This window comes from Halogranum roseipondis (assembly GCF_059695585.1).
Genome location: NZ_CM185235.1, coordinates 1,747,733 through 1,773,145, shown reverse-complemented (window position 1 = coordinate 1,773,145; position 25,413 = coordinate 1,747,733). Strand labels below are relative to the sequence as shown.

The 25,413-nt window shown below is 57.2% G+C and carries 18 protein-coding genes; 6 read left to right on the top strand and 12 right to left on the bottom strand.

What is annotated here, in order from left to right; all coding sequences use genetic code 11:
• Window positions 1-215 precede the first annotated feature (215 nt).
• From EOHIBHHM_RS09420 to EOHIBHHM_RS09400, 5 genes are all read left to right on the top strand, one after another.
• On the top strand, window positions 216-3,797 hold the full coding sequence (locus tag EOHIBHHM_RS09420) for an ATP-binding protein (RefSeq protein WP_497256814.1): 3,582 nt from the start codon (window positions 216-218) through the stop codon (window positions 3,795-3,797).
• 269 nt (window positions 3,798-4,066) lie between these two features.
• Complete coding sequence (locus tag EOHIBHHM_RS09415; protein WP_497256812.1) at window positions 4,067-4,759, top strand: nucleotidyltransferase domain-containing protein; 693 nt, start codon at window positions 4,067-4,069, stop codon at window positions 4,757-4,759.
• On the top strand, window positions 4,752-5,255 hold the full coding sequence (locus EOHIBHHM_RS09410; RefSeq protein WP_497256811.1) for a DUF8154 family protein: 504 nt from the start codon (window positions 4,752-4,754) through the stop codon (window positions 5,253-5,255). The genes EOHIBHHM_RS09415 and EOHIBHHM_RS09410 overlap by 8 nt, the downstream gene beginning before the upstream one ends.
• Window positions 5,256-6,448: 1,193 nt before the next feature.
• Window positions 6,449-7,660: a phage NrS-1 polymerase family protein gene (locus EOHIBHHM_RS09405; RefSeq protein ID WP_497256809.1), complete on the top strand. Its 1,212-nt coding sequence runs from the start codon at window positions 6,449-6,451 to the stop codon at window positions 7,658-7,660.
• A 394-nt stretch (window positions 7,661-8,054) separates the two neighbouring features.
• Window positions 8,055-9,191 carry a DUF7986 domain-containing protein gene (locus EOHIBHHM_RS09400; RefSeq protein ID WP_497256807.1) on the top strand — a complete coding sequence of 379 codons (1,137 nt, stop codon included), beginning with the start codon at window positions 8,055-8,057 and terminating at the stop codon, window positions 9,189-9,191.
• A gap of 627 nt (window positions 9,192-9,818) precedes the next feature.
• Here the strand turns inward: EOHIBHHM_RS09400 and EOHIBHHM_RS09395 are convergent.
• Both EOHIBHHM_RS09395 and EOHIBHHM_RS09390 read right to left on the bottom strand, forming a co-directional pair.
• A complete protein-coding gene (locus EOHIBHHM_RS09395) occupies window positions 9,819-10,787 on the bottom strand; it encodes a DUF7983 family protein (RefSeq protein ID WP_497256805.1) in 969 nt (322 codons plus the stop codon).
• A 156-nt stretch (window positions 10,788-10,943) separates the two neighbouring features.
• Window positions 10,944-11,186, bottom strand: a complete 243-nt coding sequence (locus EOHIBHHM_RS09390; RefSeq protein ID WP_497256803.1) for a hypothetical protein — start codon at window positions 11,184-11,186, stop codon at window positions 10,944-10,946.
• Window positions 11,187-11,429: 243 nt separating this feature from the next.
• Between EOHIBHHM_RS09390 and EOHIBHHM_RS09385 the strand changes: the two genes are divergently transcribed.
• The gene (locus tag EOHIBHHM_RS09385; protein WP_497256801.1) at window positions 11,430-11,615 is read left to right on the top strand and encodes a hypothetical protein; all 186 of its coding nucleotides are present in this window, start codon (window positions 11,430-11,432) and stop codon (window positions 11,613-11,615) included.
• Between the two features lie 41 nt (window positions 11,616-11,656).
• Here EOHIBHHM_RS09385 and EOHIBHHM_RS09380 read toward each other — a convergent pair whose 3' ends face one another.
• The 10 genes from EOHIBHHM_RS09380 to EOHIBHHM_RS09335 form a co-directional block, all read right to left on the bottom strand.
• Window positions 11,657-12,511: a hypothetical protein gene (locus tag EOHIBHHM_RS09380; protein WP_497256799.1), complete on the bottom strand. Its 855-nt coding sequence runs from the start codon at window positions 12,509-12,511 to the stop codon at window positions 11,657-11,659.
• A 142-nt stretch (window positions 12,512-12,653) separates the two neighbouring features.
• Window positions 12,654-13,397, bottom strand: a complete 744-nt coding sequence (locus tag EOHIBHHM_RS09375; protein WP_497256797.1) for a helix-hairpin-helix domain-containing protein — start codon at window positions 13,395-13,397, stop codon at window positions 12,654-12,656.
• A 25-nt stretch (window positions 13,398-13,422) separates the two neighbouring features.
• Entirely contained in the window at window positions 13,423-15,213 is a 1,791-nt protein-coding gene (locus EOHIBHHM_RS09370) for an SWIM zinc finger family protein (RefSeq protein WP_497256795.1), read from the bottom strand.
• 64 nt (window positions 15,214-15,277) lie between these two features.
• The gene (locus tag EOHIBHHM_RS09365; RefSeq protein ID WP_497256793.1) at window positions 15,278-15,901 is read right to left on the bottom strand and encodes a helical membrane plugin domain-containing protein; all 624 of its coding nucleotides are present in this window, start codon (window positions 15,899-15,901) and stop codon (window positions 15,278-15,280) included.
• A gap of 2 nt (window positions 15,902-15,903) precedes the next feature.
• Window positions 15,904-17,049, bottom strand: coding sequence for an NAD(P)/FAD-dependent oxidoreductase (locus EOHIBHHM_RS09360; RefSeq protein WP_497256791.1), 1,146 nt, complete (start codon window positions 17,047-17,049; stop codon window positions 15,904-15,906).
• Complete coding sequence (locus tag EOHIBHHM_RS09355; protein ID WP_497256789.1) at window positions 17,046-17,288, bottom strand: sulfurtransferase TusA family protein; 243 nt, start codon at window positions 17,286-17,288, stop codon at window positions 17,046-17,048. Before EOHIBHHM_RS09355 ends, EOHIBHHM_RS09360 begins: the two co-directional genes overlap by 4 nt.
• Before the next feature lie 461 nt (window positions 17,289-17,749).
• Window positions 17,750-18,532, bottom strand: coding sequence for a DUF7260 family protein (locus tag EOHIBHHM_RS09350; protein ID WP_497256787.1), 783 nt, complete (start codon window positions 18,530-18,532; stop codon window positions 17,750-17,752).
• Between the two features lie 935 nt (window positions 18,533-19,467).
• Entirely contained in the window at window positions 19,468-20,694 is a 1,227-nt protein-coding gene (locus EOHIBHHM_RS09345) for an orc1/cdc6 family replication initiation protein (RefSeq protein WP_497256785.1), read from the bottom strand.
• Window positions 20,695-22,894: 2,200 nt separating this feature from the next.
• Complete coding sequence (locus EOHIBHHM_RS09340; protein WP_497256783.1) at window positions 22,895-24,844, bottom strand: glycosyltransferase family protein; 1,950 nt, start codon at window positions 24,842-24,844, stop codon at window positions 22,895-22,897.
• Window positions 24,845-25,372 (bottom strand): hypothetical protein, encoded by a 528-nt coding sequence (locus EOHIBHHM_RS09335; protein WP_497256781.1) that lies wholly within the window; start codon window positions 25,370-25,372, stop codon window positions 24,845-24,847.
• Window positions 25,373-25,413: the final 41 nt, after the last annotated feature.

The following is a 25,413-nucleotide window of genomic DNA, read 5'->3' as shown; positions in this document are numbered from 1 at the left end:
TGGAGAATATACCGGTCGGTTCACTAGGTTCGCGCTACGGTGCTCCTGTTCACTGTCGTAGTGCTGAGACCGTCATCTGAACCGCGAACGGCCAGCTTGCAATGAAGCGTCGATTGGACACGTACTGGTTTCGTCAACGAGACAGTATTTTGATGCGAATAATCTCCGATGAATTTATCTCGTCGTGTGTGTTGTATGAGGTCAATATACACGACATGAGTCACACACCCGTCGACGACGACCCAGCACAGACGCCACAGGTACCACAGGCGACGCCAGCGGAGCGACCGGCACTCAAGATCACCCCCACGGACGACACGCTCACACTCGAGACCGTTTACACGCAGTTTAGGACGTTACACCGGCTTGCCCAACAGACCGACACAACGTATGTCGAGTGGCTGCTCGTCAAACCAACTGCGCAAGATGATCTCGAGTATTACCTCTCAGTGACAGATGAAGCCGTACTCGACCGGCTTCGACAGTTCGCACGGACGCTCTTTCCCGACACGTACGAACTCACAGCGACGACACTCGCGCTCCCGACGACGACACCCCAGCCCCAGCCGACCGACGCCGAAGACCGCACAGGCGACACGCCGACACTCCCTGTTGCCGGCATCGAGTTCCACGGCCACGCCGAACGCCGCCACGACTGGCAGTTGAAACTCACCGACTATGCCGACTTCGAGAGCGACCACCGCCGAACCCGCAATCCACTTGCGAGTGTCGTCGAGGCGATGGCCGCCGCTCCGGTCCCGATGGTGTATCAGGTGCTTGTCCGCCCGAAGCCCGACTGGACGGCCGCGGCAGCCCTGCGTCGCGATGACTTACTCACGTACGAAGATACGTTCACCCAACGCTGGTTCGGCAGTGTCGACGACCGCCCGATTCGCGAGCGCTCCGTCGACGAACTGGATCACAGCCACGCCGAACGCATCGCGCAACTCGATGCGAAAGACACACGCCGGTCGTTCGACGTGAACGTTCGTGCTGTCGCGATCGGCAGCGACGACGACGAGCAGTCGCCACACGACGTGATCGCCACCCTCGAGGCAGCCTTCAGCGACGTCGGCAACACCTACTACACAGTTCGTCCCCACGTCGTCACCGGCGACCCCGCTCACACGCTCTTTGAGCACATCACAGCACAGACGTTCCGCGCAGGGCCACGGTTCACCCGCCGACTCACACAACGATTGCCCATCACGGCCAACCACAGCCCCTGTCTCGTGGTCGACCCCGCCTCACTGCCGTCGTTTTGTCTGGTCGATGGGGCGCGACTCACCACCGCCGGCACGCGCGCACTCGATATCACACACGGCGAGGAATCGTCAGTGCCGCGACCACCCCTCGAGAGACTCTCGACGTACCGCACGCCAGGGCTTACCCTCGGACGACCACAGACTGCAGACCGAACGTCGGAGACAGCGCCCGTTGCACTCCCGCCGTCGTTGCAACCGCTGCATATCGCCTGGTTCGGCAAGACGGGCTCAGGTAAATCGACGTCGCTGTTGAACGCGATGCTCGATAATCACGCAGCCACCGATGGCGCAGACATCCTCATCGACCCGAAGGGCGGGGATCTGCCAATCGATTATTTGCGAGCCCACTACGCACGGTATGGGTCGTTGCGGAACGTCTACTACTTCGACTGTGCGAAGACACTGCCTGCGATCTCGTTTTTCGACATTCGCGAGCAGCTCGCCGACGGCATCGATCGGACAGCCGCCGTCGAAGACGTCGTCGACCATTATCTCGATATCCTGCGACAGGTGATGGGACGCGAGCGCTTCGACCGTGCGGTTCGCTCACCCGATATCATTCGCTATCTCGTGAAGGCGCTGTTCGACCCGGTCAACGGTCACGATGCGTTCGGGCACGACGACCTCGAAGAAGCAGCCGCACAGATGCACGACTCACGTGATGCGCCGCCCGTGAGCGACGACGGCCTCGCGCGGATGCTTGGGGGCATCACGACCAACAGCAAGCGGTCGTTCGACGAACTGATGCAAGGGGTCGCCAATCGGATCGAGAAGATCCCGGCCGACGAGCGTCTGGGTCACCTCTTCAATCACGTCGCTGTCGACGATGAGACCGATGACCCCGCCCGCCCACAGTTCGACTTCCGGACGATCATCGACGAAGACGCCGTCGTCATCTTCGATCTTGGCGCGTTGCGTCCGGAGGCCCAGCGCGTCATCACGCTCGTGTTGCTTTCACAGTTGTGGACAGCGTTGAAGCGGCGTCACCGAGCCGGCGATGCTGAGGCGTATCCACTGGTGAATCTCTTCGTTGAGGAAGCCTCTAGCGTCGCGGTCTCGAATCTCCTATCAGATTTGTTGGCTCGGGGACGGGAGTTTTCACTTGCGGTGACGCTCGCCATGCAGTTTCCCGCGCAGTTGCAGGCGGCCGACGTCGGTGCGTACGCAGAGCTGTTGAACAACGTCTCGACGATCGTCTCGGGGAACGTCGCCGTCGACGAGCGTTTCGAGCGGCGATTCGCGACGGCCGATATGGACCCCCCAGAGGTGGGTAATCGGCTTCGAGCGTTGCAGCGCGGGCAGTGGTTGGTGAGCCTCCCCGCACCGTTCGCCCAGCCTGAGCCACGACCGTTCGTCCTTTCCTCACAGCCGTTGCCACCGGGACATCCTGAAGGACCAATGCCGTTTTCGACACATGAGGAGCAACGCGTGGCCGCCGCGATCGAACGCGTCCAGTCGCGAACGCAGGGTCAGTGTGGGCTGTCGATTCAACAGCCCACCCAGCAGGTGACGGACTCCACAATAGACGAGGAGACCGCCGAAGACACAGCGTTACTCACTGAGTACCCACGAATTGAGAGTGCGTTGCCCCTGACGCGCCGACTGCCGACGTTTGTCACGTACAACGAAGCGAGCCATGCCCTCGTCTGCAACGGCTGTGAGAACCGCTATGCGCCCACGTTCGAGGGCATGTGTGATGCGCTCGAGTGCTGTTTCAGCCTCGACCGTGTCGACCGCGACGATATTCCAATTCATGCGCTCAATCTTACCCTCTCTGCGGCGGAGCGTGCCGAACTCGACTACTCCGATCGCCAGCTTGCCTTCCTCCAGGCGGTCTACAACGCTCATCAGGGCCGCTACGATACACTCGAATACGATATCGTCACCGACAGTATGGTTCGGCTCCGCGAATACGTTGACGTCGACCCGGCTGCTGTCCAGGAGCTCATCGACGATGGCGTCCTCCGAAACGACGGGAGTCGGCCGCATCGGCTGTACACAGTGTCAGCAGCAGGTCGCGAACTCATCCACGAAGGGCATCGCCGGGGACTCTCACACGGCGCTGGAAAGGGTGATCTAAGCGAGTCCAGTCAGCACGTCATGATGGTCGAGGTCGGCCGTCGATATCTCGAACAGGCGTTCGTCGACGACACGAATTCGCGTGTCGTTGAGGCCGTGACGTACCATTCGACTGCCGAGGGTGCTCGCTTGGATGCTGCCGGTCTCGATGCACAGGGGGAGGTCGTCATCGCACTCGAAGCCGAACGCGTGAACAATGATGTGAAGACCGGCGTTCCCGACGACTACGACAAGATGGCTGCGTGCGAGCCTGAGGAGGCGATTTGGATCACCATGAACCGACCGGCTGCTCATGAGGTGCTGCAAGCGCTCAATACGCCGGCTGCGGGGCTGCCTCGCGTCGAGAAGACATACAGCGAGAGCTCACAGCCGCGTCGCTTTGATATCGACACACCGGGCTGTACGGCCATCTATACAGTCCGCCACGTCCGCGACTCGCTGCTCGAGTCGTAGCCGTTGACTGGGTGCCGAGCGGTCGGTGCGTCACAGTGTTGCCGCCGTGGTTTTTCCACATTAAATAACATATATGCGTCACCTGCAGTTTCACACTTGAGGTGCGTTAATCGGGTTGAGTCACTGGGCGAGCCTGGGGCGAGAGCAAGGATCTCCTCGTTGTCTCGGAGTATCTAGGTTCCTCTAATCCCGTTGGAACAACTACTGGCATAAGTTTCTCCTTCTCATAGAAATAAGATTCAAATAGTAGTGTAAAGGATTACTTTACAATGATAACAGATGCGAACGGTAGTTCAGCTGAGAGGAGCCAGATAACGGTCGATATACCGCTTCAAGACAGCCGCTTATTCAAAGGAAAAGCCACAGATGACATCCTTCTGTTTTTAACTCGCCACCCCGACGAATCTTTCTCCATAACTGATATATCAAATATAGTTAATTATAGCAGACCGACAATCACCAAAACGGTCGATGTTCTCTCTAACAATGGCCTCGTCGTCGAGGAACGAGACGGGGCAAGTCGTCTCATACAGATCAACCGCGATCGATTACACATCCCGGACAACCCCTACCTCGAAATCCCGCAATCTGAGTTCCAGATTCCGGTAAAAGCGGCCACAGAGGCGATACTGGACGAGCTTGATGGCGTTCTGGGGGTTGTCCTCTATGGAAGCGTCGCACGTGGGGATGCCGACAGACGCAGTGACATTGACCTCTGGGTATTGGTGCGTGAGGACAGGATGAGCAACCAGCGGAAGGCAAACCAACTCAGGCAATCACTCGAAGCAGACACGTTCGACAGTAACCGCTATGCCTTCGAGATTGATGTCGAAGGTGTGCAAGCCGTCCCGAACTATCTAGAGGACCTACAAGAGATACTCCGGAATAGCATCGCCGTCCACCAAACAGCGGAGTTCAAAACGGTCTGTAATATGGTTCTGCACGGTGATATTGATGAGTGACCCAAATTCCGTCAGAGGGGCACTTGACGCAGCTGTTGACGCCTTCAACGAGGCAGGACACGGCATCCCGACACGAGAGCCCGAAATAGATGCAAATGCTGACTGGAAGACACAACTGACCAAAGGGTGTCGTCTCCTGGCCGCCGTTGAGGAGATCGAGAGTGGCGGCTACTACACCGCTTCCGTCGAATTGTGCTTCGGAATAATTGAGCGGTCTCTGGAAGCGTTTGCCATCGTGGAGGGAGGCGATACATTACGAGACTTCCAGACCGATTCACACGACCGTTGCTACGACCGGGCGGCGCAATTAGGTCTCTTCACGCGGGCGTTGACGCGTGAACTCAAAGACTTGTACGGAGATAATCGGACGGACAGTTACTACGGCGGTCGCCATCCAACGAAGCGGCAAGCCGAAACGATGCATCAGTTATCGCGTGAAGTCCACCGACACGTCACCAACCAGATTCGTGAAGGCGGCGTCTGTAGTTGCGGCTAATAAGTGATTCACTTCGACTGTCAAAGGAGCGTCTACTGACCAGCCGACAAATTCAGTCGTGGGGTACCGAGTGTGGCAGCGTTCAGTAGCGCTGCGACGGCGACGGTGCGTTCACAGTACTGATTGGGGGATTTTGTGTGCCGTTAAGCAGGTCTCGAGACGGTTCGGTCGGTCGTTGAGCATGCCCAACACCAGTATAGGTCCGGAAACATGGTGTAGTGTGAGGTGTGTGAGTGCTGGTTCTACTCGTTGCAGCGAATCAAGGGAGAGAGGGTGCACACGGCGGTATCTCGCCTAAAGGAACGTTCACGCCGTCGAAGAGTACTGTGTACGCCCCGCTGACTCTGCAGGCCGCCCGCGAGTCAAGATGCAGTGTGCGTCCTCATAGAGGCGAAAATCGAGAGACGGAACGGTACTGTGAAAATACAGCGCGGATGTTCGTTTGGCGAGCATATGCCGGTCCCAGCAGTTGTTGGTGAGCCACCTCACGAAAGATGCGTATTTCCCGGTATGCGCATATGGGGGACTTCTCTCGGCTGTATCCGATTCGTCTTATGCTGTCACTCTCCACTTGCGAAGGGTGGCTACTCACCCCCGTCTTTGACTGATTCACAGTACTAAAAACCGCAAGACGGAACGGTACTGTGAAAATTTTCGAGGGGCGGTGACCACAGCAAGACGTGAGTGGTCGCACAGCCGTGATCGCGTCAACCGTCTGTGACTCGCTCTTGAGTTGTCTTCCTCTGTGCATGGTGACGCTGCAATCGATGGGTGCACACTACAGTCGGCCAATACAAGAGTGTCGAGTCGTTATGCGATTTACCCCGCTACGAAGGTGCGTTCACAGTGAGTGGTAGACGTTCGGTGACCCACTCACGTCCGTGTCGTTGTGTGTCTACTCTTCGAGCGTCGCGCTGGGATTTGTTATCCACCTGTCGTTGGCAGAGGGGTGTTTCTCCCTTCTTCCCCTTCCTACCCAGTTCACACGGCTGTTATTCCGGACTTCAGACGATACTGTGAATCCCCTGTTGTACGTGTACACTCGCCGAGACACGCTCTTGACACCCCTCCGTGCGTGAGACCCGCTGTGAATCACAACGTCGTCCATCGACTCTTCGTCACACGATTGTTTAGAATAGCCAACAGAAATAGTTACGAGAGTATGTGTGGTAGTAACAAACACACCAATTACGATGCAACCAACGCTTCCTGACACAGCCACCGTTCCTGCCGCACTCCGCGATGTCGACCAGTGGGTCTGCTGGCGCACCCGCGATCGAGGTGCCGGAAAGCCCACCAAAGTTCCGGTCGATCCAACGACGGGGTCGTTCGCCTCAACGACAGACGCCGAGACGTGGGCATCCTACGAGACGGCACGCACAGCCGCACAACAGCGTGGAGAGGCTGGCCTCGGATTCGTGTTCACCGCCGACGATGCGTTCGTCGGCGTCGACCTCGATGACTGTCGCGATCCCGAGAGCGGCACGTTCGAACCCTGGGCAGCGGGGCTCATCGGGCAACTCGATTCCTATACCGAAGTGAGCCCCTCGGGAACGGGCTGTCACGTACTCTGTCGAGGGACGATGCCCACGAGCCGAAATCGAAGTGGCGATGTGGAGATGTACATGGAATCGCGATTCTTCACCGTCACTGGCGACCACGTCGACGGCACCCCCTCAACGATCAACCACCGAACGGCTGTCCTCGGTGCGATCGCCACAGAGTATCTCGCGGCGTCGGACACGGCGTCACCAGCGGCGTCGACAACAGACACGGCGGACGAACCATCATCGACGACGGCAACTCCCACGCTCAGCGATGAGGAACTCCTCGAGCGAGCGAAGACGGCTGCCAACGGTGCGAAGTTCACGCAACTGTGGGGTGGCGATACGAGTCAGTATGACAGCCACTCCGAGGCCGACATGGCGCTGTGTTGCTTGCTTGCATTTTGGAGTGGAGGGGATACACACCGAATGAATCGACTGTTTTGCCGATCAGGACTGTATCGAGACAAATGGGACGAGAAACACTTTGCGGACGGCAGCACCTACGGCGAGCGGACGATTCAGCGGGCGTGTAACCGCACGACGGAGCACTATACGCCATCGTCGTCGACGTCGACATCGTCGTCGGCAGCGTCAGCGACTGTGAGTTCGACACAGCCCGCATCGACACCCCGCGTACCCTCCACAGAGACGCCACATCCGGCTGCTGAGAACACCCTGCGCCGACTCACAACGACTGAAGAGACACTCGAGTACCTCGAGGAGCGTGTGAACACACTCGAAGAAGAGTGCGAACGGCTTCGAGACGAACTCACAGAAGCGCGTCAGCCTGTCACGACAGACGCCCACCAGACAGCCACACAGAGCGTGTTTGCTCGGCTTGGTCGACTCTTTCGATGAGTACCCAGTGAGTGACGTCGTGCAGAAACAGTGGACAAGTGGCTATTCTCAGATAGCCAATTTCAGCATAGCCTATTTCGAATTTGGCTACTCGATGCTATTCTGCTGGTGTCCGGACATCGGACAGTTACAGCGGGCATGTCGTCTGACGCATCACAGAGCAGAACATCTCATCGTCGAATTTGACCACATTCGATTGAGGCCATGGACCTAACCGGAAACGATACTGATGCGTCCGAACCTGGGCACTCGCTCTTCGCATGGTTCGGTCCGAGGAATTACACAGCTAGCCAGAGAACGGTGGCTCATGGAGCGGACACCAGCAGCCTTCGCCGACGCTCTGTCTTCGGGAGCGTCTAATCAGGTGAATCGTGCAGTGGACGAGGTCAAGAATATGGAACTCGAGGACCGAGCCGCGCTGTTCGATGAGTGCTTTGAGGTGTGCAAAACGCTCTACGAAGACGGTGATGGGTACCAGCGTCAGTCAGCGATTCGCTTCGCGGCGGCACTGTACCCTCGTCTTGCGTATCGAGCAGTCGGTACAGAGTTCACTGACGACGCACTCCCCGGAGAGTATACAGTCGAAGAGACGGCCACGCACCGTGAACGGCTACGAGAGCTGTATCTGAAGGCAATCGTCGACGACGATGGACGCGTTCGGCGTGCAGCCGCCAAAGCGTTCAAGGAGCTATCCCTGACTGCCGAGATGATCGGAGCCGGCGACGAACACCGAACGATGATAGCAGAACTCCAGTCGCTCGCAGCTGACTCCCCCGAGTCGAAAGCAAAGCACATTGAGCAGGCCTACGAGAACGTTGCTTTTCACGCGGAGACGTCATCTCCTCTGTTCTCCGATGAGACTCAAGAGAGTTTCGAGCAGACTGAGTCTCGCTCGATGAATCAGCTCGAACAATATCGGCGGTATCGCGAGGCTGGACAAGCGTTGAACACCAAAATCTTACGCGAATGTGTTGATCGCGAGGCGATTATGGAGTCGGCTCAGCTGCTGGGTATCGAGCGAGACGGCGATGCGCTACTGTATGACGCCGAGGCCGATATGACCGTCCACTACGAGTTCCTCCTCAACGAGTACCGCCAGCACGGCCAGACTCCCGTTCAGAGATACTACGATCAGGATCACTGGGAGACCGAGATTGAGCGAACGACTCTGGAAGCCCTTCTCGAAGCAGAGACCTCGCTGTTCACGATCACCGCAATCGACGAGACCAACAAGCAGCTGACCCTGACAGATCTCCTGGACGACGACAGGGACGAAATCATCGTGACGGACGTCAACCTCAGCAAAACTGCCAAACCCGGTGTGCTACTCTTCTCTCGACTGGTCCCCTACGACGAGTTCACCATGACCTCCGGCGTTTCATTTCCCTTCCCGGCGGACGAGGAGGATCGCCTGCTCCGTGAATACGAACAACAGGTCAATGATATTGAATCACAGTCCGAGTCAGTCCACCGCTTCGCGCGCTTCTTTGACCTCTATAAAGACGACGGGATCCACATCCAATACGAGTAAACTACCCCACCCTACTCGCGCTGACGCGCTCCTTGAGGGTGGGGCTTTCCCGTGGGTGTTGTTTCGGCCCTCCCCCCGTGCATGGACGTGGCGCGGTTCACGACGGCAGGTCAGGCACACGGAGGGGATTCCTGCGTGGTGTTCTGACCCGTGGTCTGCGTCCGAAGCCGTCTCACCCGACTTTAATTCCCGGTGGCCTCGAACGCGGCTGTTTCGCGGGCGCAGGATGCGCCTCAGAGGGACAGCGGCATCGGCCCCGAGTTTCGGCTCATTGCCGGGACGGTCTGTCCGGGGCCGGTCTACGGCGGCCCCTACGCCGGGACACGTTTGGCCCCGATGCAGTATGTCAAGCGTTGTCGTGGATGGTATTGACTGTTGCGAAACGCGCTTCCTCCCCACCCTGCTCGCTTCGCTCGCTGAGGGCGGGGCCTCCGCGCTACCGCGAGGTGAACCTGTCCCGAGGTCAAGCTCCAGGGTATCCGCCTTGAATTTTCGAGGAAATCACAGAAACGCTACACTGTCTCCTAGTGCCGCTTCTGTCAAGAGATGCTAGACAAAACCGGGAGACGTCACGGAATCAGATCTACCAGTTCACGATGGAAACCGCACTAGTTTCAAGAAAGCAAGTCAGTGGATTTCTGTTCCTGTGCGAAAACTCGTGAGGTCCTCAATGCGTTGTTCTAACTCTTCGATCTCATCTCGCAGCTCCGCTGCCTCTGGCTCTTCGGACCCCGCAAGCCGGTCTTTCAGTCCTTGCAGGCGGGTCTCTTTCACTTCCTCGTCGACCTCCGCCTTCCGAACGTATTCGCTTTCGGCAATCTCGTAGACGTCAGACTCCGATAGCGTTGTCACCTCAAGTGCTTCATCGACTTTTGTACGGTCGACACTCATGATGCGCTCGCGATCGATTCCTTCGGACTCAATCATCGCGAGGACGTCCTCGTCGTCTTTGAGTGTGCGATTGCGCCGCGACGTCCGTTGAACAGAGCCGTATTGTCCATGGACCGGTCGGTCATGGTGCAGTCGGGTGAGCAAGATGTCGGCAAGTGCTTTCCGCACATCATTCGCATTCCGCTGGACGTCCGATAGCAGCGTGTAGATATTCACCAGCGTCTCTGTCTCCAATTCGGATGGGTCGGTCACGTCATGGCGTTCGAGTGCATCGACGAGGAGCAGTGCATCTGAATACACTTCCAACCCGTCGGGCTCGGCACGCTCCTCTTCGTCAGGGTTGGGCTCGGAGTCGACAAGTTGCGTTACCGTTGATCCCTCCATCTCGAGAATGACTCCTCTGTCTTCGTTCACTTCAAAGCGTGGATGGAGACTCAACACGGCAGGATAGGGGTCTGCATCCGGTGGCAGTCGGTCCAGTCCAAACCCGGTTGGAGAATCCTGAATTCGGCCATAGAGCGTCTCGAACTGCTCGCGTTGCAGTGATCGCTTCTCACCTGACTCCTCGAAGTGGATGATAATGCGGTGTTCTTGGGTCTCGGCGATCTGAAATCGCTCGTGTGACAGTGGAGTGATGAGCGTCGCTCCATCCGGCAACTCATCGAGGTTCTCGAGCAGATTGTGCCAACTAACGCTGAACGGCATATAGGGGCTTTGCCTCTCGGGGGGCTAAACCTTGCTCCTGAGGCGACTCCGTGCTCGTTGCAACATCGCCTCTGCTTGCAACCCACTGATCGGAAGCGGAACCACTCACTAGCGCTGAGTCGGACGATCTCGACGACTTCGATCCCAGTAGTGTGGTTACTTGTTCGATGAGTTCTCACGCGTGGTAACGAATAACTCGCCGTCAACCTCATAGAGGTACCCCCGTAACAGGAGACGTTCGATCGCATATTCGGCATCACCTTCAGCGAATCCTTCCTCTCGAAGGTGACCCAGAGCTTCTTCAGAGGCAAGTCCCGCTGATGGCTCGATGGCAGTCAACAGGAGCTCATAGGCGTCTTCAGAAAGCGAGCCCAGCGATCGATCAGGAGTGTTGTACATCCAGGAAACAGCCTCACTGTGGAAGAATCTCTAGAAGCGCATTAATCTCACGGTGGGTTTCGGTTCGGGAGTCTCCGAAGACGGGCAAGCGGAGGGAAACAGTGGAGTAAGTCACGCATAAGCTGAGATGAGAAAGTTTGGTTGTGCACAGACTCAATTTCCTCATTCCTTCGGAAAAGAGTCCTCGATAAGCTGCCGCTGTACAGCGGTTCACCTCTTAACGAAAGACTGACGAGAGTCATAATGACGGACTGTATCGTTGCGGATTTGGCGGTGGTTTTCGATGTGCCGCCACGCTTCGCCGGCCGTGTCTTCGTCGGGGGTGGCTCGACAGCGAAGCGCGGTGTCCATTGTGAGTTAGTCCTCGGTGGTGGCTTTTTCGACAGTGAGTTTGAGTCGGTCTCGGGGGAGGAGTCCGAGCAGTTCTGAGGTTTCTTCAAGGATTGTGATTTGTCTGTGTTCTCGGAGAGTCACTGCCAGTTTGCGGGATCAGCAGCGATTGCCGCGAGATTGTCTGCGTGATCTCTTGCGTCCTCCGGGAAGAGTGTCGTAGTCCGGACATGGGTTCCGTGTGGCCCGATGTCCGTCATGACGTACGATTTGTGATCGGGATTAGCGTCGGTCTTCTCCTTCTGCTCGGCCTGCAGCGATTCGATTTCCTCACTCGCGGCTGGCGTGAACCGGTATCCGGTTCCCGCAATGTCACAGATAACATCGGCGTACTTGCCTTTGATCTTCACTTCGACGTACGGTCGTCGCTCATCGGCAGCGCGCTGGCGAGCCTGCTTGAGGGACTCAGACGGAGACGGCTCATCTGGTGGACGCTTGGCATTCCCCGTATAGTGGAGATATCGAATCGGCTCAACCTCGTCGATCGGCTTCTCGCGTCGACGATCCGTCTCTGGGGGATTTTCCACCTCGATCCAAGGATTGTTGTACTGCTGGGCACAGGCCGGACAGACAGTTTCGTCCAGATCGGTGTTGTACTGGGTCGCACTGTCGGCTTTGCCACACCACGAGCAGTCGCCCGTACAGTCGACGACCCTCCACGAGACATCGCGATACGGCACTAGTCGTTTCAAATTGACGATAGTGTTGTACCGTCTGGATGTCATATCGTCGATGGTTTGCTCGCAGTGGCGACACCACCGCGCGTCCGGACCACCAGCGTCGCTCGGCACGCCGACGGTTCCCCGCTCTGGGTGCGTCAAGCTGTTTTCGTCGAACTCTCTCGTCTCCACGAAGTCCGCAGAGTCGACGTGATGACAACTGTGTTTGTCCAGCAGGTGCCAGCGATCCGTGGGTGTCAGTCCCATTTCAGCCATTGGTACTCTCCAGATTGTCGCCGTCGGTCAACATGGTGGCCGAGAATCGGCGTTCGCTCATCCTCGTCACGGACGTCGTGCGGGTCGGTTGCATACATTGGGAGCGTCGACTCAGCCGTATCAACCAATCGCCTTGGCGTAGCTATCGATCATTCGGCTCGGTGCTACCGATCGCGTCCGGACTATACTTCGGTTCGGAAGCGCCACTTGGAATCAACTCTCCCGAGAGAGAGCCACCCTGTACATCGAGAAGCAATGGTCCGTCAACAGCCTGCAACTCCTGTTCGAGTGGTGTCGGATCGGCTCTATTCATGGCGTCGACATCTTCGAGGGCAGTCTGCAGTGCCGTCGCGTTCTCCTCGTCGACGTACGGAACAGCTGCCAGTGCATCGATATCTGCCTCTCGGATCGTATCGAGCGTCTCGAAGGTTTCGACGAGACCGCGAACGCCCGTCCGCCCAAGGCCGTGGATCTCGTCAGCCAGTTCGATCAGGACCAGATACGTGTCCACGAAGGTTTCGACTGCGAGGAACTGGTCGTTCACCCAGCTCACCGCTGCGTCGGGTGTTTGGACGGTCGTCTCGCCCAGCACCGACGAAAGTTCGTACTGCGCGTTCTCAAGGTCGTATCTGACTGAAATCTGCGTATCGCGCGGTACGGTCTCCTGATCAGGGTTGATACCACGGTAGTACAGAAATCCCATCCGTGTCGCAACAATCCGTTCGTCGTCGCTGCTTGAGAATAGTGACGCGAACAACTGCTCCTCCAGCCGGTCAGATTCCGCCAGCAGTTGGCTTGGTTCCGGAACGACGGCGACGATCCAGTCCGGCGGGAGCGAGATATCCAGCAAGGGATCGAGTTCGGATGCGTATTCGATCGTGGGCATACCGGCCCAACGGGTGCACCGTACTTCAGAACTCCTCCAACAGCTCATCCAGCATTGGCCGTAACTTGTACTTCCGATAGTGGTCGTCTCGCATCGTCTCGACGTAGTCACGCCACTCGTTGAGTTCGTCAGCTGCTCGTGCTGCCTCGCCGGCGCGTCTGAGCCAGCGAACAGCCGTCGTGTAACTGTCGTGTTGTCCCTGCTCTACGATTGGTTCGGCGTGGGATTTGCACGTGTTGATCACCCACTGCGGACGTACCTCCGTAACAGCCTCGACGACGGGTTCGATTACACTGGTCCGGCCCGTCCGATCCGCGAGTTCGATGGCCGCATCGTACTGTCCCTCGTGGAGAAACACCTCTACAGCCCGGCCAGCAGTGGTGCCGCTCGGCTTCGTCGTGCGGAGAAATGCCAGTAGCTCGGTCTTGGTGGCTTCCCAGTCGTCGTCGGCGAGTTCTTCGACTGCCTCGTACGTACTCAGCGACGGACTCGCCTCGAAGGCAGTGATGGCTGCGTCCAGTGCGAGTTCGCGGTCGCCAACACTGGCAGCCCGGTCGCGCAGCCACTCTGCGAGCGTCTCTTTCCGAGCGCCATCGAGTGTGAGACCGTGTTCGGCTACTCGCAGTGCCGCCTGTGTCTCGTCGTGAGTAGCGAGTGTCTTGGCCAACTCAAGTATCGCGTCCGGTGTCGAGAACCGCTCGATCGCGTAGTCGACTGCCTCCTCGATGCGTCCTTCTTGTACCAGCATCCTCGCGTACGCCCGGGTCTGGTTCGCCGCTGCTGCCAAGTTAAGATACTCTTCGAGACGGTCTTCTCGTTCAAGCACCGCCAGCCGAGCAGTGACGATATCGTCGTTGTACCAGACATCGTCATCCGCCCAGAATTCTCCCTCGTCGAGTTCGCCTGCTATCGCCCGCTGGATCCGTTCATCGTCCCATCCTTGAGCCGCTGCGTCTGCCGCAGCCAGCAACGTCGACTCGCCCATGTAGTACTCGAACTGCTCGTCCCACTCGATGAGGCGTTCCTCCCAGTCATCGCGATCGGACGCGGTCAACTCGGCCGTGAGAATCGCTTCGGTGAATGTCTTACTGAGTGCTTCGATCACCTCGAACACGCGAGGAACATCATAGGGAAGGAGATTGGCCCACCTGTTGTCCGCGAGTTCGTCCGTGACCGCTGCGAGCACCTCGAGTGCCGTCTCGCCGTCACCGGCCTCGATCGCTCTCCGTGCCTGTTCGATTAACCCGTCCAGTTCCTCAGCCATCCGTTCTGCCTCAGCGTAGGCATCGTTGTGTCCTCGCTGTCCCGGCTTCGGCAGTGCATGGTTCACTTGTCGACGTATCGACTCGGTATTCACGGACACAGCGGTATCGGGAGCCGTATCATCTGTAGAGGTGAGGCGAGTCTCGAGCCAATCGGTCACCTCCGGACGATTGTCGGCAAGTTCGACGAGCAGGTCTTGAAGTGTCTCTCGATCCGCGTTGGCGACCAGTTCCGAAATCGGTGGCCGATCGCGTACGCTCTCGGGATCACGGATGCACGTCAACAGCACAGCAACCCGGTGCTTGCAGATACCGCCGTGGTCGTAGGGACACGAGCAGTCCGTGCCAGCGACCCCAGCGTCGTCAAATTTGATAGTGACTGTGTAGGGTTGGTACTGACTCCCCGTGACGTCGGCTTGGACTGTCTCACCGCGTCGAGCCACATCACTGACCGCTCCCTGCTCGTAGTAGGACTGTCCCCGCTCGTAGGATTTGGATCTCGATAGTTCTCTAACAGTCGCTTCTGTCAGGGTGGGCCATTCCCCGCCACTCATGTGTCGACTGCTACGACGGCCCCGGTGTTATAGTCCTGGTGTCGTGTTGCTATGTGGGACCGTCTCAGACGTCGTCCGGGTTCCGCGACCGTCCAATCGCACCTGCGAGTGCGAGGAGATAGCCCACACCGTACTGGACGTCTGGATCGCGGACTCCCCGCGCGAGTCCGAGTGCACCGACGCGCTCGGGATCCTCGGCTTCGGCCGTGCCGACTCCCTCGAGGAGTCGCTGTACGCCATTTCGGGTCTCCGTGTCGGCTGCCGTATCGGCGACTTCGCCGAGCGCAGCGCCCGTGCTCGCGAGTTCGCGAATCATCTCGTCGCTGAGTGCGGCACTGCCCAGTGAAGCCACATGAGCTAGCTCCACGAGGTCATCAAGCGCGCCCGACTGCTGCAGCGTGAGGATCGTCTCGAGTGCCGCTTGGAGTTCCGCCCCGTTGTCGCCGACGGCTGCGGCGAGACCGACGGTCTCGTCGGTCGCGAGGCCGTCTGCAGACTCCGCGAGTGTCGTGGCCGTCCCCGAGAGTTCTCGGACCATTTCGTCACTGAGTGCACTCTCGCCGAGGGACAGCACGTCCAACAGTTCGTTCACGGCGTCGAGCCGTTCGACGAACGCAACGACTGCCGCCGGGTTCGCTTCGACCGCCGCTTCGAGCGCGTCACGCTGTGGTGGCTGGTTGTCTGACATGCTCAGAGCAGCCCCCGTGCGGTGAGCCAGTAGGCCTCGTTGTACGCCAGCTTCGACCAGTGCAGTTTCTGCGACGGCGGCGCCGGATTCGGCGGGTTCTCGTAGTCGAACGCAACGAACGACGCTTCATCCATGCCCGTCTCGAGGAAACAGAGCGTCTTTCCGTCGTACGACGCCGTCGCTGGGTAGCCACGGACGTCGCTGGATAACCGTTGTGCCACGACACCGGCCTGATAGTGTGCGACACTCCCCGCCTTCGGGACAGCGGTCTCGGCCGTATCACCGAGCGCGTACACGTCGTCTGCGTGCTCGGCTTCAAGGGTATGTTTGTCCACGCTGACCCAGCCGTTGTCACCGAGGCCAGCCTCCGTTATGAGGTCGACGCCGCGGTGTGGGGGGATACTGACGAGGAGGTCGTAGTCGATATCCGACCCCTCCATCGACGTGATGACCTTGGCATCCGGGTCGACCTCGTCTGCGTTGAAGGACGTCTTGACATTGATGTTGCGCTCCTCCAACAGTGGCATGGCCCACTCGGCGATCTTCGGGTTGCTGTGGACGTGGTTAATCGGGTACGTGTAGGTAATCTCGATCGCCTCTCGAAGCCCACGCTTGCGGAACCAATCGTCGGCCATGAAGACGAACTCCAGCGGTGCGGCCGGACACATGTGGGGCGTCCCGATGACGCTGAGCACGAGGTGCCCCTCGGTGAACGACAGCAGTTCCTCGCGAAGTGCCACCGCACCATCCTCACTGTAGTAATCGTGGCCGCCCTCGGCAAGCCCCTGGATCTCGTCCGGAGCGAGCGTTGCCCCCGTCGCGAGGACGAGCGAGTCGTAGTTGACCGGCCCGATGCCGTCGTGGTAGCGGAGCTGTTTGGCGTCGGTGTCGATGTCGCTGACCCGGGCGTTTCGAAGGTCGATGCGATCGTCGATGAGCTCCGAGAGGAGCCGACGACCATCTTCGGGTTCTCGTTTGCCGAACGGAACATAGAGCCAGACGGGCTTGTAGACGTGGTCAGGACCGTCGTTGACAAGCGTCACGTTGACGTCTCCCTCGGCTAGCTCGGTTGCAAGGCGCTCTGCGAGGGTGTTCGCCAGGACGCTACCTCCGGTTCCCCCGCCGATGATGACGATCTGGTGACTCATGGCTTCATCACGGCGAAGTCGTTGCTGTCGCCCTGTCCGATAGTCCCCACCACTGTCTTTCCTGACTGTTCGGCCCACGTGGGAACAGCACTAAGCGACTGGTCGGTGTCACGCAAGAACCGCACGAGTGCCCCCGACTCGGCGCGTTTTCTTGAACCGACGAGGACCATCAGCGGCCCAGGGTACGCTGTGCCCACCGTATCCACCATCTCGTCGAATTCCAGCTCTATATCTGACATTATCCGTCAGAAGTACCACCTAAAGACAGTTAATCATGTGGTATGTTCAAACACCACACATTCTACTTCGTCTATGCGACGGGAACGCGATACGACGACTTCGGCGATAACGCATTTGCCACACTCATCGAACCCACGTTAGCAGATTTTCGCAAACGAGACGTTTGAGCGTCTCTAGCAGTCGGCACTTCGCAAGTTGTACTTTGTGTGTCTGATTACAGAAAGTCCATGACTTTAGTCGTGGGAAAAGTCACTGCCATTGGTGAGTGTTGATCTCGCGAACACGAGATCGGCGTTGTTGGATTCACAGCCAGAGACACGCTCATTGCAGTCAAGTGTGAGTTCCAACAGGTGTCTTCGCCCGCAAACGCGACGAATCGGCCTTGGAGGCCGCGGTCATCCTGAGTGACGTCCAGCAAAAGCATCCGAAGCTTCTCGGCAGTCAGTTCCTCGACCAGGAATCACACCGTTCGAATCAACTGGTCTCGAATCGCCCGTTGGGTCGCTGCACAGGAGGCATCACAATCGGCGATGGTGGCCAATATCGGATGGTCGACCTCGAGATTCTGATACAGGTACAGCACGAATATCCGGTGTGTGATCTCGGAGTGTGGAAGTCGCGCCGTGGAGGCTTGAAGGAACGATTGGCGTCGTGTGACGAACTCATCACACCGTCTGCGGTATGTATCCAGTGTTTCGTGGTGGGCTTGAAGTTCGGGAAATCCGAGTGTCTCAAAGTATTCACTGTCAATCTCAGAGCGGGTTGCAGAGAGTTCCTCGCTCAGGGATTTCGTCTCCGCCACCAGCGAGCGCTCCTGCTCAAGTACGTGTTTCAGTACCTTCGTCTCTCGTTTTCGACTCGTTGCTTGTGAGAGAACCTCCTGTTTCACCTCGTCGGTGAACGATCCGTTCGAGCCGGGGGCAAGTGCAAACGCGACCGGCTCAGACAGTTCTTCGCTTATCGTCGTCACCACCGATTCTGAGTGCTCGAGGTCTTGTGTACTTTCGGCGCCGATCGTCTCATCGAAGATGGTCCGAACGGTCCGACAGGCATCGTCTTCGGCGGGTGCTGTGTGACTCGCAGTGTGCCCAGACGCCGTTGCGCGGGGCTGTGTCGCTGTATGTTGTCCTGTCTTCAGCGATGACACACGCGAGAGAAACCGCTCGATAGCCGACAGTCGGTCATCGATCGCCTGGTATTCGTCGTCCACACATCGTTGTGCGTCGGCAAGGCGGTCGTTCATGAGCAACCCCTCCCCACTGGACTGGTGGCGCTCGCCATTCGATGGGTGTGGGATGCGTCCCGCTCACGTTGGAAGGCGGTCCGTTCGGAAAGACGACGTAGAACCGCTTGGCCGCGATTGCCGCAGATCTCGACGGATGGTTGATTGGTATGAGTCATCATAGCGTGGCTTATTTTATTATCATCGGGTAGCGGTGTGAATCATATAAAGTTAAAGGCCAGCTGTTGCGATTCCAGAAATTACGCACATCTTCCATTTGCCCCGGGCTACCCGTGGCCAGATGTCGACGAATGCCTCAAAATGCACGTTACGAGAACCGTTGGAAAGGACAGCATTGCAGCTGGTTTCAGTTGTCGGTACTCTCTGAGGGCTCGTCTGGACGACTTCGATTCCAGACATTGTGGGATCCCCCCTTCTCGACGGAATCGAATCTCAACGGACACAACTCGCTGCGGAATTCGAACACCAGTGAGATGGTCACACTACGCTTCGAGTGGTTCGAGTGTTCTCTCCACTTATATACGAGACAGAGTGGTCGTTTCGAGTGTAGCGAGTCGCAGCCGGGTTGTCGAAAAACGAGACACCACCATTTCATCTACTCCGCTTTGTAAACCCGTGGGCAAATGGACTAGACGGGGAGTAGGAACGCTTCAGACTCCGTTTATTGGCAATAGTGATGTGTCCGTATTCACGAGATGGGTTCTACTTGCACCTCGTCAGGAACAGCTCAATTTCAGACAACGACCACGAAAGCGCACATGGCCCTCGCACCCATTGAGATGGTCGAAATTAGCACTCTATTACTCACAATGAGGAGAATTCTCGAGTGGAAGGGCAATCAGAATTATAGCATCTCGACGATGAGAGTACTCTCCTGAGAAATTGTCGCGCCACGGGTTTCTGAGACACACCACTGCTTCAAGTGAAGTGTCGGGTCAAATCACTCCGCTTTGCTTTGCAGTAGTCCGAATTTCGTTTAGCGTCCCCTCAAGTGAGAGTACATCTGTTAACGCCGTTAACGCACCCGTCAGTGGGACATCGAGCGAGTAACTGTAGTAGTTTCCTCGAGAGCCAGAGCGATTTTCTTCAGCAGACAAAATTCCGAGCATGCGGAGGTCAGACAGATGGTTGTGAACCGACCGCTGTGCCAACGATTCAACGCCGGCAGTTTGACACAACTGAGTGTACTCGTTATACACATCCCGCATTCGACACGGCGTTTTGCCTTGGGCTGCCTTCGAGACAACTGCCAGCAATACGTAATGCCCGTTTACCGTCAGCTCACGCATTCCCTCGACCACACGTTCTTTTTCTAGTTCTTCACGGGCATTCTCCACGTGGGAGCGCGTGATCTTTGAATCATCTTGGTTCTCCGCGAATTCACCTGCCAGTCGGAGCAAATCCAGTGCTTGTCGTGCACTCCCACTGTCTCGAGCAGCGAGCGCCGCACAGAGATTCACTGCACCATCTGTGTATCCCCCCTCCGACAGTGCGACGCCTACGCGAGATTCAAGGATGTTCTGCAGTTCGGGGGCATCGTATGGCGGAAAATGCAGTTCACGTTCACAGAGCGTGTCTTGTGCACGGGGATCGAGCCGATCACGAAACTTGAAATCATTCGAGATGCCGATGATGCCCACCTTGGCGTTGTTCAGTTTCCCGTTTGCTCGGGCCCGTGGGAGCTCATAGAGAAGTTCATCTCGCTCTCCGATTGAATCGATCTCGTCAAGAACGATAAGCACCGTTCCACCTAATGAATCGAGCTCGCGGTATAGCTTCTTGAAAACGGTCTGTTGAGGGTATCCAGTTGAGCTAATCTCTCCACCACTGGGACGAAGCTCATTGACGAGCTCAATAGCAACCTGATATGATGAGTTCAACGTCTTACAGTTCAATGAGACAACATGGAGATTGACGTCATCGTACTTCTTGACGTCTTCACTCAGTACAGACATTAGATACTCTGTGACTGCTGTTTTCCCCACCCCCGTATTTCCGTAGAGAAAGATATTGTTTGGTTCCCATCCATCGACAACCGGTTGGAGGGCGTCCATGTACGCGTCGATCTCCTCATCTCGTTCTTGGATTCGTTCAGGATGATACGACTCGCCCAGCGCGTCTTTATCTGTGAAGATGTTCTGTTTTCGCTCAAACCGACGCATTATCTTCTATTACTAGATGTCTTCATATAAAGCCACCCATTCAAGTGATTCAAGTGATTCGGCTGAACAGCCATGCACAGACACACCCCACGCTTGCAAGTGAAGCGAACTGTGAGAGAGGTCTGAAATGAGCGACACACCATCATTTCATCTAATTAGCTTACATAATTTCGAGAGTTGAGTTGGATTGCATTGGTCTAGCAGGCCTCATTCGCCCATATTCACTTGCAGAGGTGGTGTGTCCAAAGTCACGCCTGTAGGAGAAACACAGCTTCACTTGTAGTGATGGTGTGTCTGGGTTCCCTTTGTCCTCCAATCGTAGGGGTTTCACTTGCAAAAGTGGTGTGAGTGTGGCTGAAGCCACGCCCGTAAGGAGACACAGCTTCACTTGCAGCGGTGGAGTGTCTGTCTTCTGGTGGGTCGTGAAGCCATGTTCAGTGAGAGAATACTTTGGAAGCCCATGCGGGATACGACCACGAAGAGAGAATACGTTTTGCCAACTCACTAATCCGGACCCCAGTCTTCGTGACATGTCCAACGTCACTCAATACACACTCAGAGCGAACCTTCGGTGTTCAGACACCCAGCTTCCACTTCAAATCAGAGATGGGTGTTACTGTGATCTGCTTGAGTATGAGCGACGATCGAGTCGAGACAGAGAGTGCCTTTCGTGAGTAAACTCTCGGAAGAGATGGTGAGACATACACCCACAAACGAAATGACCCTTACCCCTCCGCCGAGAACAAACGAAATGTACTCTCTGAGTGGACTACAGAGAGCGCTTTCGGCGCTGAAACCACCAACGCAGAGCGATCTCTCATCGCCCCGGTGAACCACAGCAATGAGAACTGTTCCCCCAAGTGGGATGTCAACCAGGGATTGGTGCGTCTCATCCCAAGATGACAGTACATTTCGTGAGAAATCGTTGCACTACAGACTGTTGGAGATACACCACTGCTGCAAGTGGAGCGAACTGTGAGAGTGCAAGTCAGAACCGTCAACCTTCACTTGTAGAGGCAGTGTGTAAGGGACTGTAGTTCACGTCCGCTGGAGGGCGTTTCATTGCAGCGGTGGTGTGTCTGAGTGCTTCACTTGTAACGGTGGTGTGTACAGCCGAACCCACGCCCACAGTAGAGACACGCTTCACTCGCAAGCATGGTGTGTCTACCTGGCTACCTCATCGATACGAGAGTCCTAGTACCCGAAAACACACTTCTTTTACTCCAAACGAGGGGTAGGAGAGTGCACAGCAAGCGTCACCTATAACACTGGCTTCGCGACGCCGACACACTACTCTTCCGAAGCCAACTGCTCACAGTGGCACACCCCTCTTCCGGAGTTCAATTGAAAATCGGGGCTGAAACTCCCCGACAAACAGCGCGGACAGTCCACAGCGACTACAGAGGGTTTGGCCAATCGATATGTGTTCGCTCCGGAAGTCCGGTGTCCATATCAAAACTCGTGCCAGAGACGGTCTGGTGAAGAGCTTCGGAAGTCCGGTGTGTCTGTACATCGCCATTCGATTCCGGTCCCCCACTCGCTAGTCCGCCTCTTGCGACGTCGTCAGATCTAATCCGACGTCAAATTGCGCTCACAGCACAGCTTCGGTACTCACACAGCCCGTTTACACTTCGAACGAGGGATGGGTCATCCCATCGGTCCCTTCGAGTAGTCCTCCAAAAACGCAGCATGGAGAGTACGTTTCGTGAGTTACTCCGCTTGAGAGATGCTCAGACCCCGATAAATCTGGATGACGCGCTCAGACGAAACGACCCCACCTCGCTGTCGAGAACAGACGAAACGTACTCTCCGTGTGCGTCACAACGAGCGGGTGCCACTGGGGGGATACCACATAGAGCTCGCTGATCGAACCCCACGAACAACGGAAACGAGGGGTGTACTCCACTCACCAAATACTGGAAATACTGGAAATGGTGGTGTGTCTTCGGGAGCAGGGCAGTAGAACCACCACTGAACATGCCCCTTCTCTCAGGACGCCCACTGAACCGAAACCGACCAGAGAGTACGACAAACTCCCGAAATCGCGCCTCTTTCACTCAAAACGAGGGGTGTGCCTCAGACCCAGGGAGTACTTTTCGTGAGTATCCCTCGAGCTCGGATGCTCACACAGGAGGTTGCACGAGAAACGTCTCACACTCGAGTGGATCACCGGTCACGATTCCACCCCACTACCCACACGCTACAACCAACTCACACGTTCGCTTAGGAGTTCAATGAGCGGCAAGACGAATCCCGGTTCGAGCGCAAAGTAGACGATCCCCGCCAATAGCAGGAAGTTAGTTGTGACACCCGCAGTCAAGCCGAGAAGGGCGGCGCCGACAGGCGTGGAGCGCTCGGGAAGGCGACGCTGTACGAGAAGCCAGCCAGCGAGACACGTCGCCGCCGCGAGGTTCACCCACGCGTGGACCTGCGCTGCTTCACCAAGATTGGTGTTCAAGAGAATGAGAGCGACGACGAGCAGCTGGACGCCGATACAGACGGTGATGGCGAACGAGACAGCGAGGGTGCGTGGATACGCAAGGAGATCGTGGACCGACTGGAACCGGAACACAGCATACAGGAGTAAGGGCATCACGGGCAACAGGTACCGCACCGTAATCATCACGTGCAGTGGGAGTCGCGGGAGATAGAAGAGCACGAAGAGAACGGCGATGGCGGCGACCAGAAGGTCAGTGGCATGGCGAGCAGAAAGTGCACGACGACGAGTGATGAGCGTCACCACGTCGGTGCGGCGGAGTCGGCCCACGAGTGCCCCAGGAAGCACAACGAGCGCCGCGAAGATCGGCGCCGACTCAAGCAGTGAGAGGTTGATTGCGTGGCCCAGATCCTTGCGGGCGATGGCCTCGATGTAACCCCCGCGGATGAACACGTGATAGAGACGTGTGGGTTCGAGCACGGCAGTGAATCCTGCCGAGAGCATTCGCCAGAAGCGAGCGACGGCGGCGACTGCCGCAGCACCTGCCCGCTCACCTACTACTCGAGAGTCCTCTTCGAGAGGTGAATCTCTTTGTGGCGGTGCAGTGTCGCCAGATGGCGTTTGAGAAGACCCGGCCGGCGTGTCGCTCTCAGGCACTGGCTGGCCACCAGATCCGAGCAGTTCGCCGGTATAGCGCGGTAACACACGCGGCGGTTTGAATGGGTTCCCTGCAATGAGCAGGTTCGTAATCATGAACGGCAGCAACGAGATGACAAAGACCACCCCGAGAACCGCCAGCTCACGGGGAGAGTTCGAGTCGGCAGTGAGGAGGTCAACGCCACCAAGTGCGACAAACACGACGAGTGCTTCAGCAGGTTGGAGCCACGTGGCTAGCCCAACGAACGCATACGAGAGCGCACGAAAGCGGAGTGCCGTCGTCGAGTCCCGAGCAGCGCGACTCCGATAAAAGGCGTAGACGACGGTGAGGACAAGCGCCGCCATGTACGTATGCCGTTTTGGAATCGTCGCCCAGAAGCTCACTGGGGTGGCAAAGATGATAGCGAGGCCGGCTGCAAGGCCAATATATCGGCCATGAATTCGAGTGAGCAGGCGGTAGGTAAGTACTGCGACGAAGCCGGCCGCAATCATCGAGGTGAGTTGGAGCGCCAGCAAAGCAATCCACTTCTCATCGAGGTGGGTTGCAAAGGCAGTGTTGAGCGCGAATACCGAGAGGGCACAGACAGCGCCGACACGAGCTGCGAGGAGTTCACGGTTGAGAAGACGGCCTGCTTGGTAGATTGTAGCCAAGAACGTAAGTGACCACAGTCCGATGAGCCCAATCTGGAGGTCGCCAACAGCGGCCAGTCCACGGAGTGCATAGATCACTGGGAGTGAGACCACAATCTGGGCGTAGTTGCGTCCGTACCGATGGCCATGAGTGGTGATCATCCCCGGCGTCGCGCCCGACTCCGGTCCGTAGATGATATCAGTGACCGCAAGGTGACCATTGGCGAGGTTATACAGGGCGTTTGCGATGGTGTAGTTGTCGTTAACAAGGATGCCAACTCGCCAAAACAAGCCGACGAAGGTCAGTGACGCGAGGAAGAGTAGCAGGCCATAGTTGTCCCCAAAGAGCACTGTAGAGAGCCGCGTGAGGAGCGAGGTCTCTGTTGTGTCGTCGTGAGCGCGGTGCTGAGACCACCAGAAATCCATTTACTGACTTCCCCCACTCCCATCGACGACGATGGTAACGTTCTCCGTCGCGAGCGTTCGTGTCGTGTTGTTCGCGCGGACCGACAGGGTTGCCGTAGCCGGATAGGTTTGAGCGTCGATTTGGCTCGCTTCGATGCGACCGCCATGGACACCAAGAGTAACATTGCGGGGAGTTTCTGCGTCGACAGCGCTGACTCCTTGGGTTGTATAGCCCAACTCGGGGATTGCAATCTCGAAGGTGACTAAGACGGAGTTGGTGACCTCGTCAATATGGAACCGCGCTGGTGGAGATGCAAGTTTATAGACGCCTGAGCCGGCGACGCCTTTCTCCAGTCGATAGCCCTCTGTGGGGATTGAGACATTGGACGCGACGAGCGAGCCATTCTGGGCGTCAACTGAAGCAAGCCCACTTGGTTTGTGTGAATCAGTGGGCGTGAGATCAACCCCACTCACGAGCGGCCCACTCACGAGTATCACCGCACAAACACACAGCACTGTCGCGACGAGCGTGCGGTGAGGTGGCTTCATTTGCTTGGTGTGGGGTAATCAATTTGATAAAACTGCTGGTA

Excerpts from the sequence above, each read along its gene's own strand:
- EOHIBHHM_RS09385 (WP_497256801.1), top strand. The coding sequence starts at position 11,430 with ATGACGGACTGTATCGTTGCGGATTTGGCGGTGGTTTTCGATGTGCCG.
- EOHIBHHM_RS09340 (WP_497256783.1), bottom strand. The coding sequence starts at position 24,844 with ATGGATTTCTGGTGGTCTCAGCACCGCGCTCACGACGACACAACAGAG.
- EOHIBHHM_RS09380 (WP_497256799.1), bottom strand. The coding sequence starts at position 12,511 with ATGGCTGAAATGGGACTGACACCCACGGATCGCTGGCACCTGCTGGAC.
- EOHIBHHM_RS09405 (WP_497256809.1), top strand. The coding sequence starts at position 6,449 with ATGCAACCAACGCTTCCTGACACAGCCACCGTTCCTGCCGCACTCCGC.
- EOHIBHHM_RS09370 (WP_497256795.1), bottom strand. The coding sequence starts at position 15,213 with ATGAGTGGCGGGGAATGGCCCACCCTGACAGAAGCGACTGTTAGAGAA.
- EOHIBHHM_RS09410 (WP_497256811.1), top strand. The coding sequence starts at position 4,752 with ATGAGTGACCCAAATTCCGTCAGAGGGGCACTTGACGCAGCTGTTGAC.
- EOHIBHHM_RS09335 (WP_497256781.1), bottom strand. The coding sequence starts at position 25,372 with ATGAAGCCACCTCACCGCACGCTCGTCGCGACAGTGCTGTGTGTTTGT.
- EOHIBHHM_RS09345 (WP_497256785.1), bottom strand. The coding sequence starts at position 20,694 with ATGCGTCGGTTTGAGCGAAAACAGAACATCTTCACAGATAAAGACGCG.
- EOHIBHHM_RS09415 (WP_497256812.1), top strand. The coding sequence starts at position 4,067 with ATGATAACAGATGCGAACGGTAGTTCAGCTGAGAGGAGCCAGATAACG.
- EOHIBHHM_RS09375 (WP_497256797.1), bottom strand. The coding sequence starts at position 13,397 with ATGCCCACGATCGAATACGCATCCGAACTCGATCCCTTGCTGGATATC.
- EOHIBHHM_RS09390 (WP_497256803.1), bottom strand. The coding sequence starts at position 11,186 with ATGTACAACACTCCTGATCGATCGCTGGGCTCGCTTTCTGAAGACGCC.
- EOHIBHHM_RS09350 (WP_497256787.1), bottom strand. The coding sequence starts at position 18,532 with ATGAACGACCGCCTTGCCGACGCACAACGATGTGTGGACGACGAATAC.
- EOHIBHHM_RS09365 (WP_497256793.1), bottom strand. The coding sequence starts at position 15,901 with ATGTCAGACAACCAGCCACCACAGCGTGACGCGCTCGAAGCGGCGGTC.
- EOHIBHHM_RS09360 (WP_497256791.1), bottom strand. The coding sequence starts at position 17,049 with ATGAGTCACCAGATCGTCATCATCGGCGGGGGAACCGGAGGTAGCGTC.
- EOHIBHHM_RS09420 (WP_497256814.1), top strand. The coding sequence starts at position 216 with ATGAGTCACACACCCGTCGACGACGACCCAGCACAGACGCCACAGGTA.
- EOHIBHHM_RS09355 (WP_497256789.1), bottom strand. The coding sequence starts at position 17,288 with ATGTCAGATATAGAGCTGGAATTCGACGAGATGGTGGATACGGTGGGC.
- EOHIBHHM_RS09400 (WP_497256807.1), top strand. The coding sequence starts at position 8,055 with ATGGAACTCGAGGACCGAGCCGCGCTGTTCGATGAGTGCTTTGAGGTG.
- EOHIBHHM_RS09395 (WP_497256805.1), bottom strand. The coding sequence starts at position 10,787 with ATGCCGTTCAGCGTTAGTTGGCACAATCTGCTCGAGAACCTCGATGAG.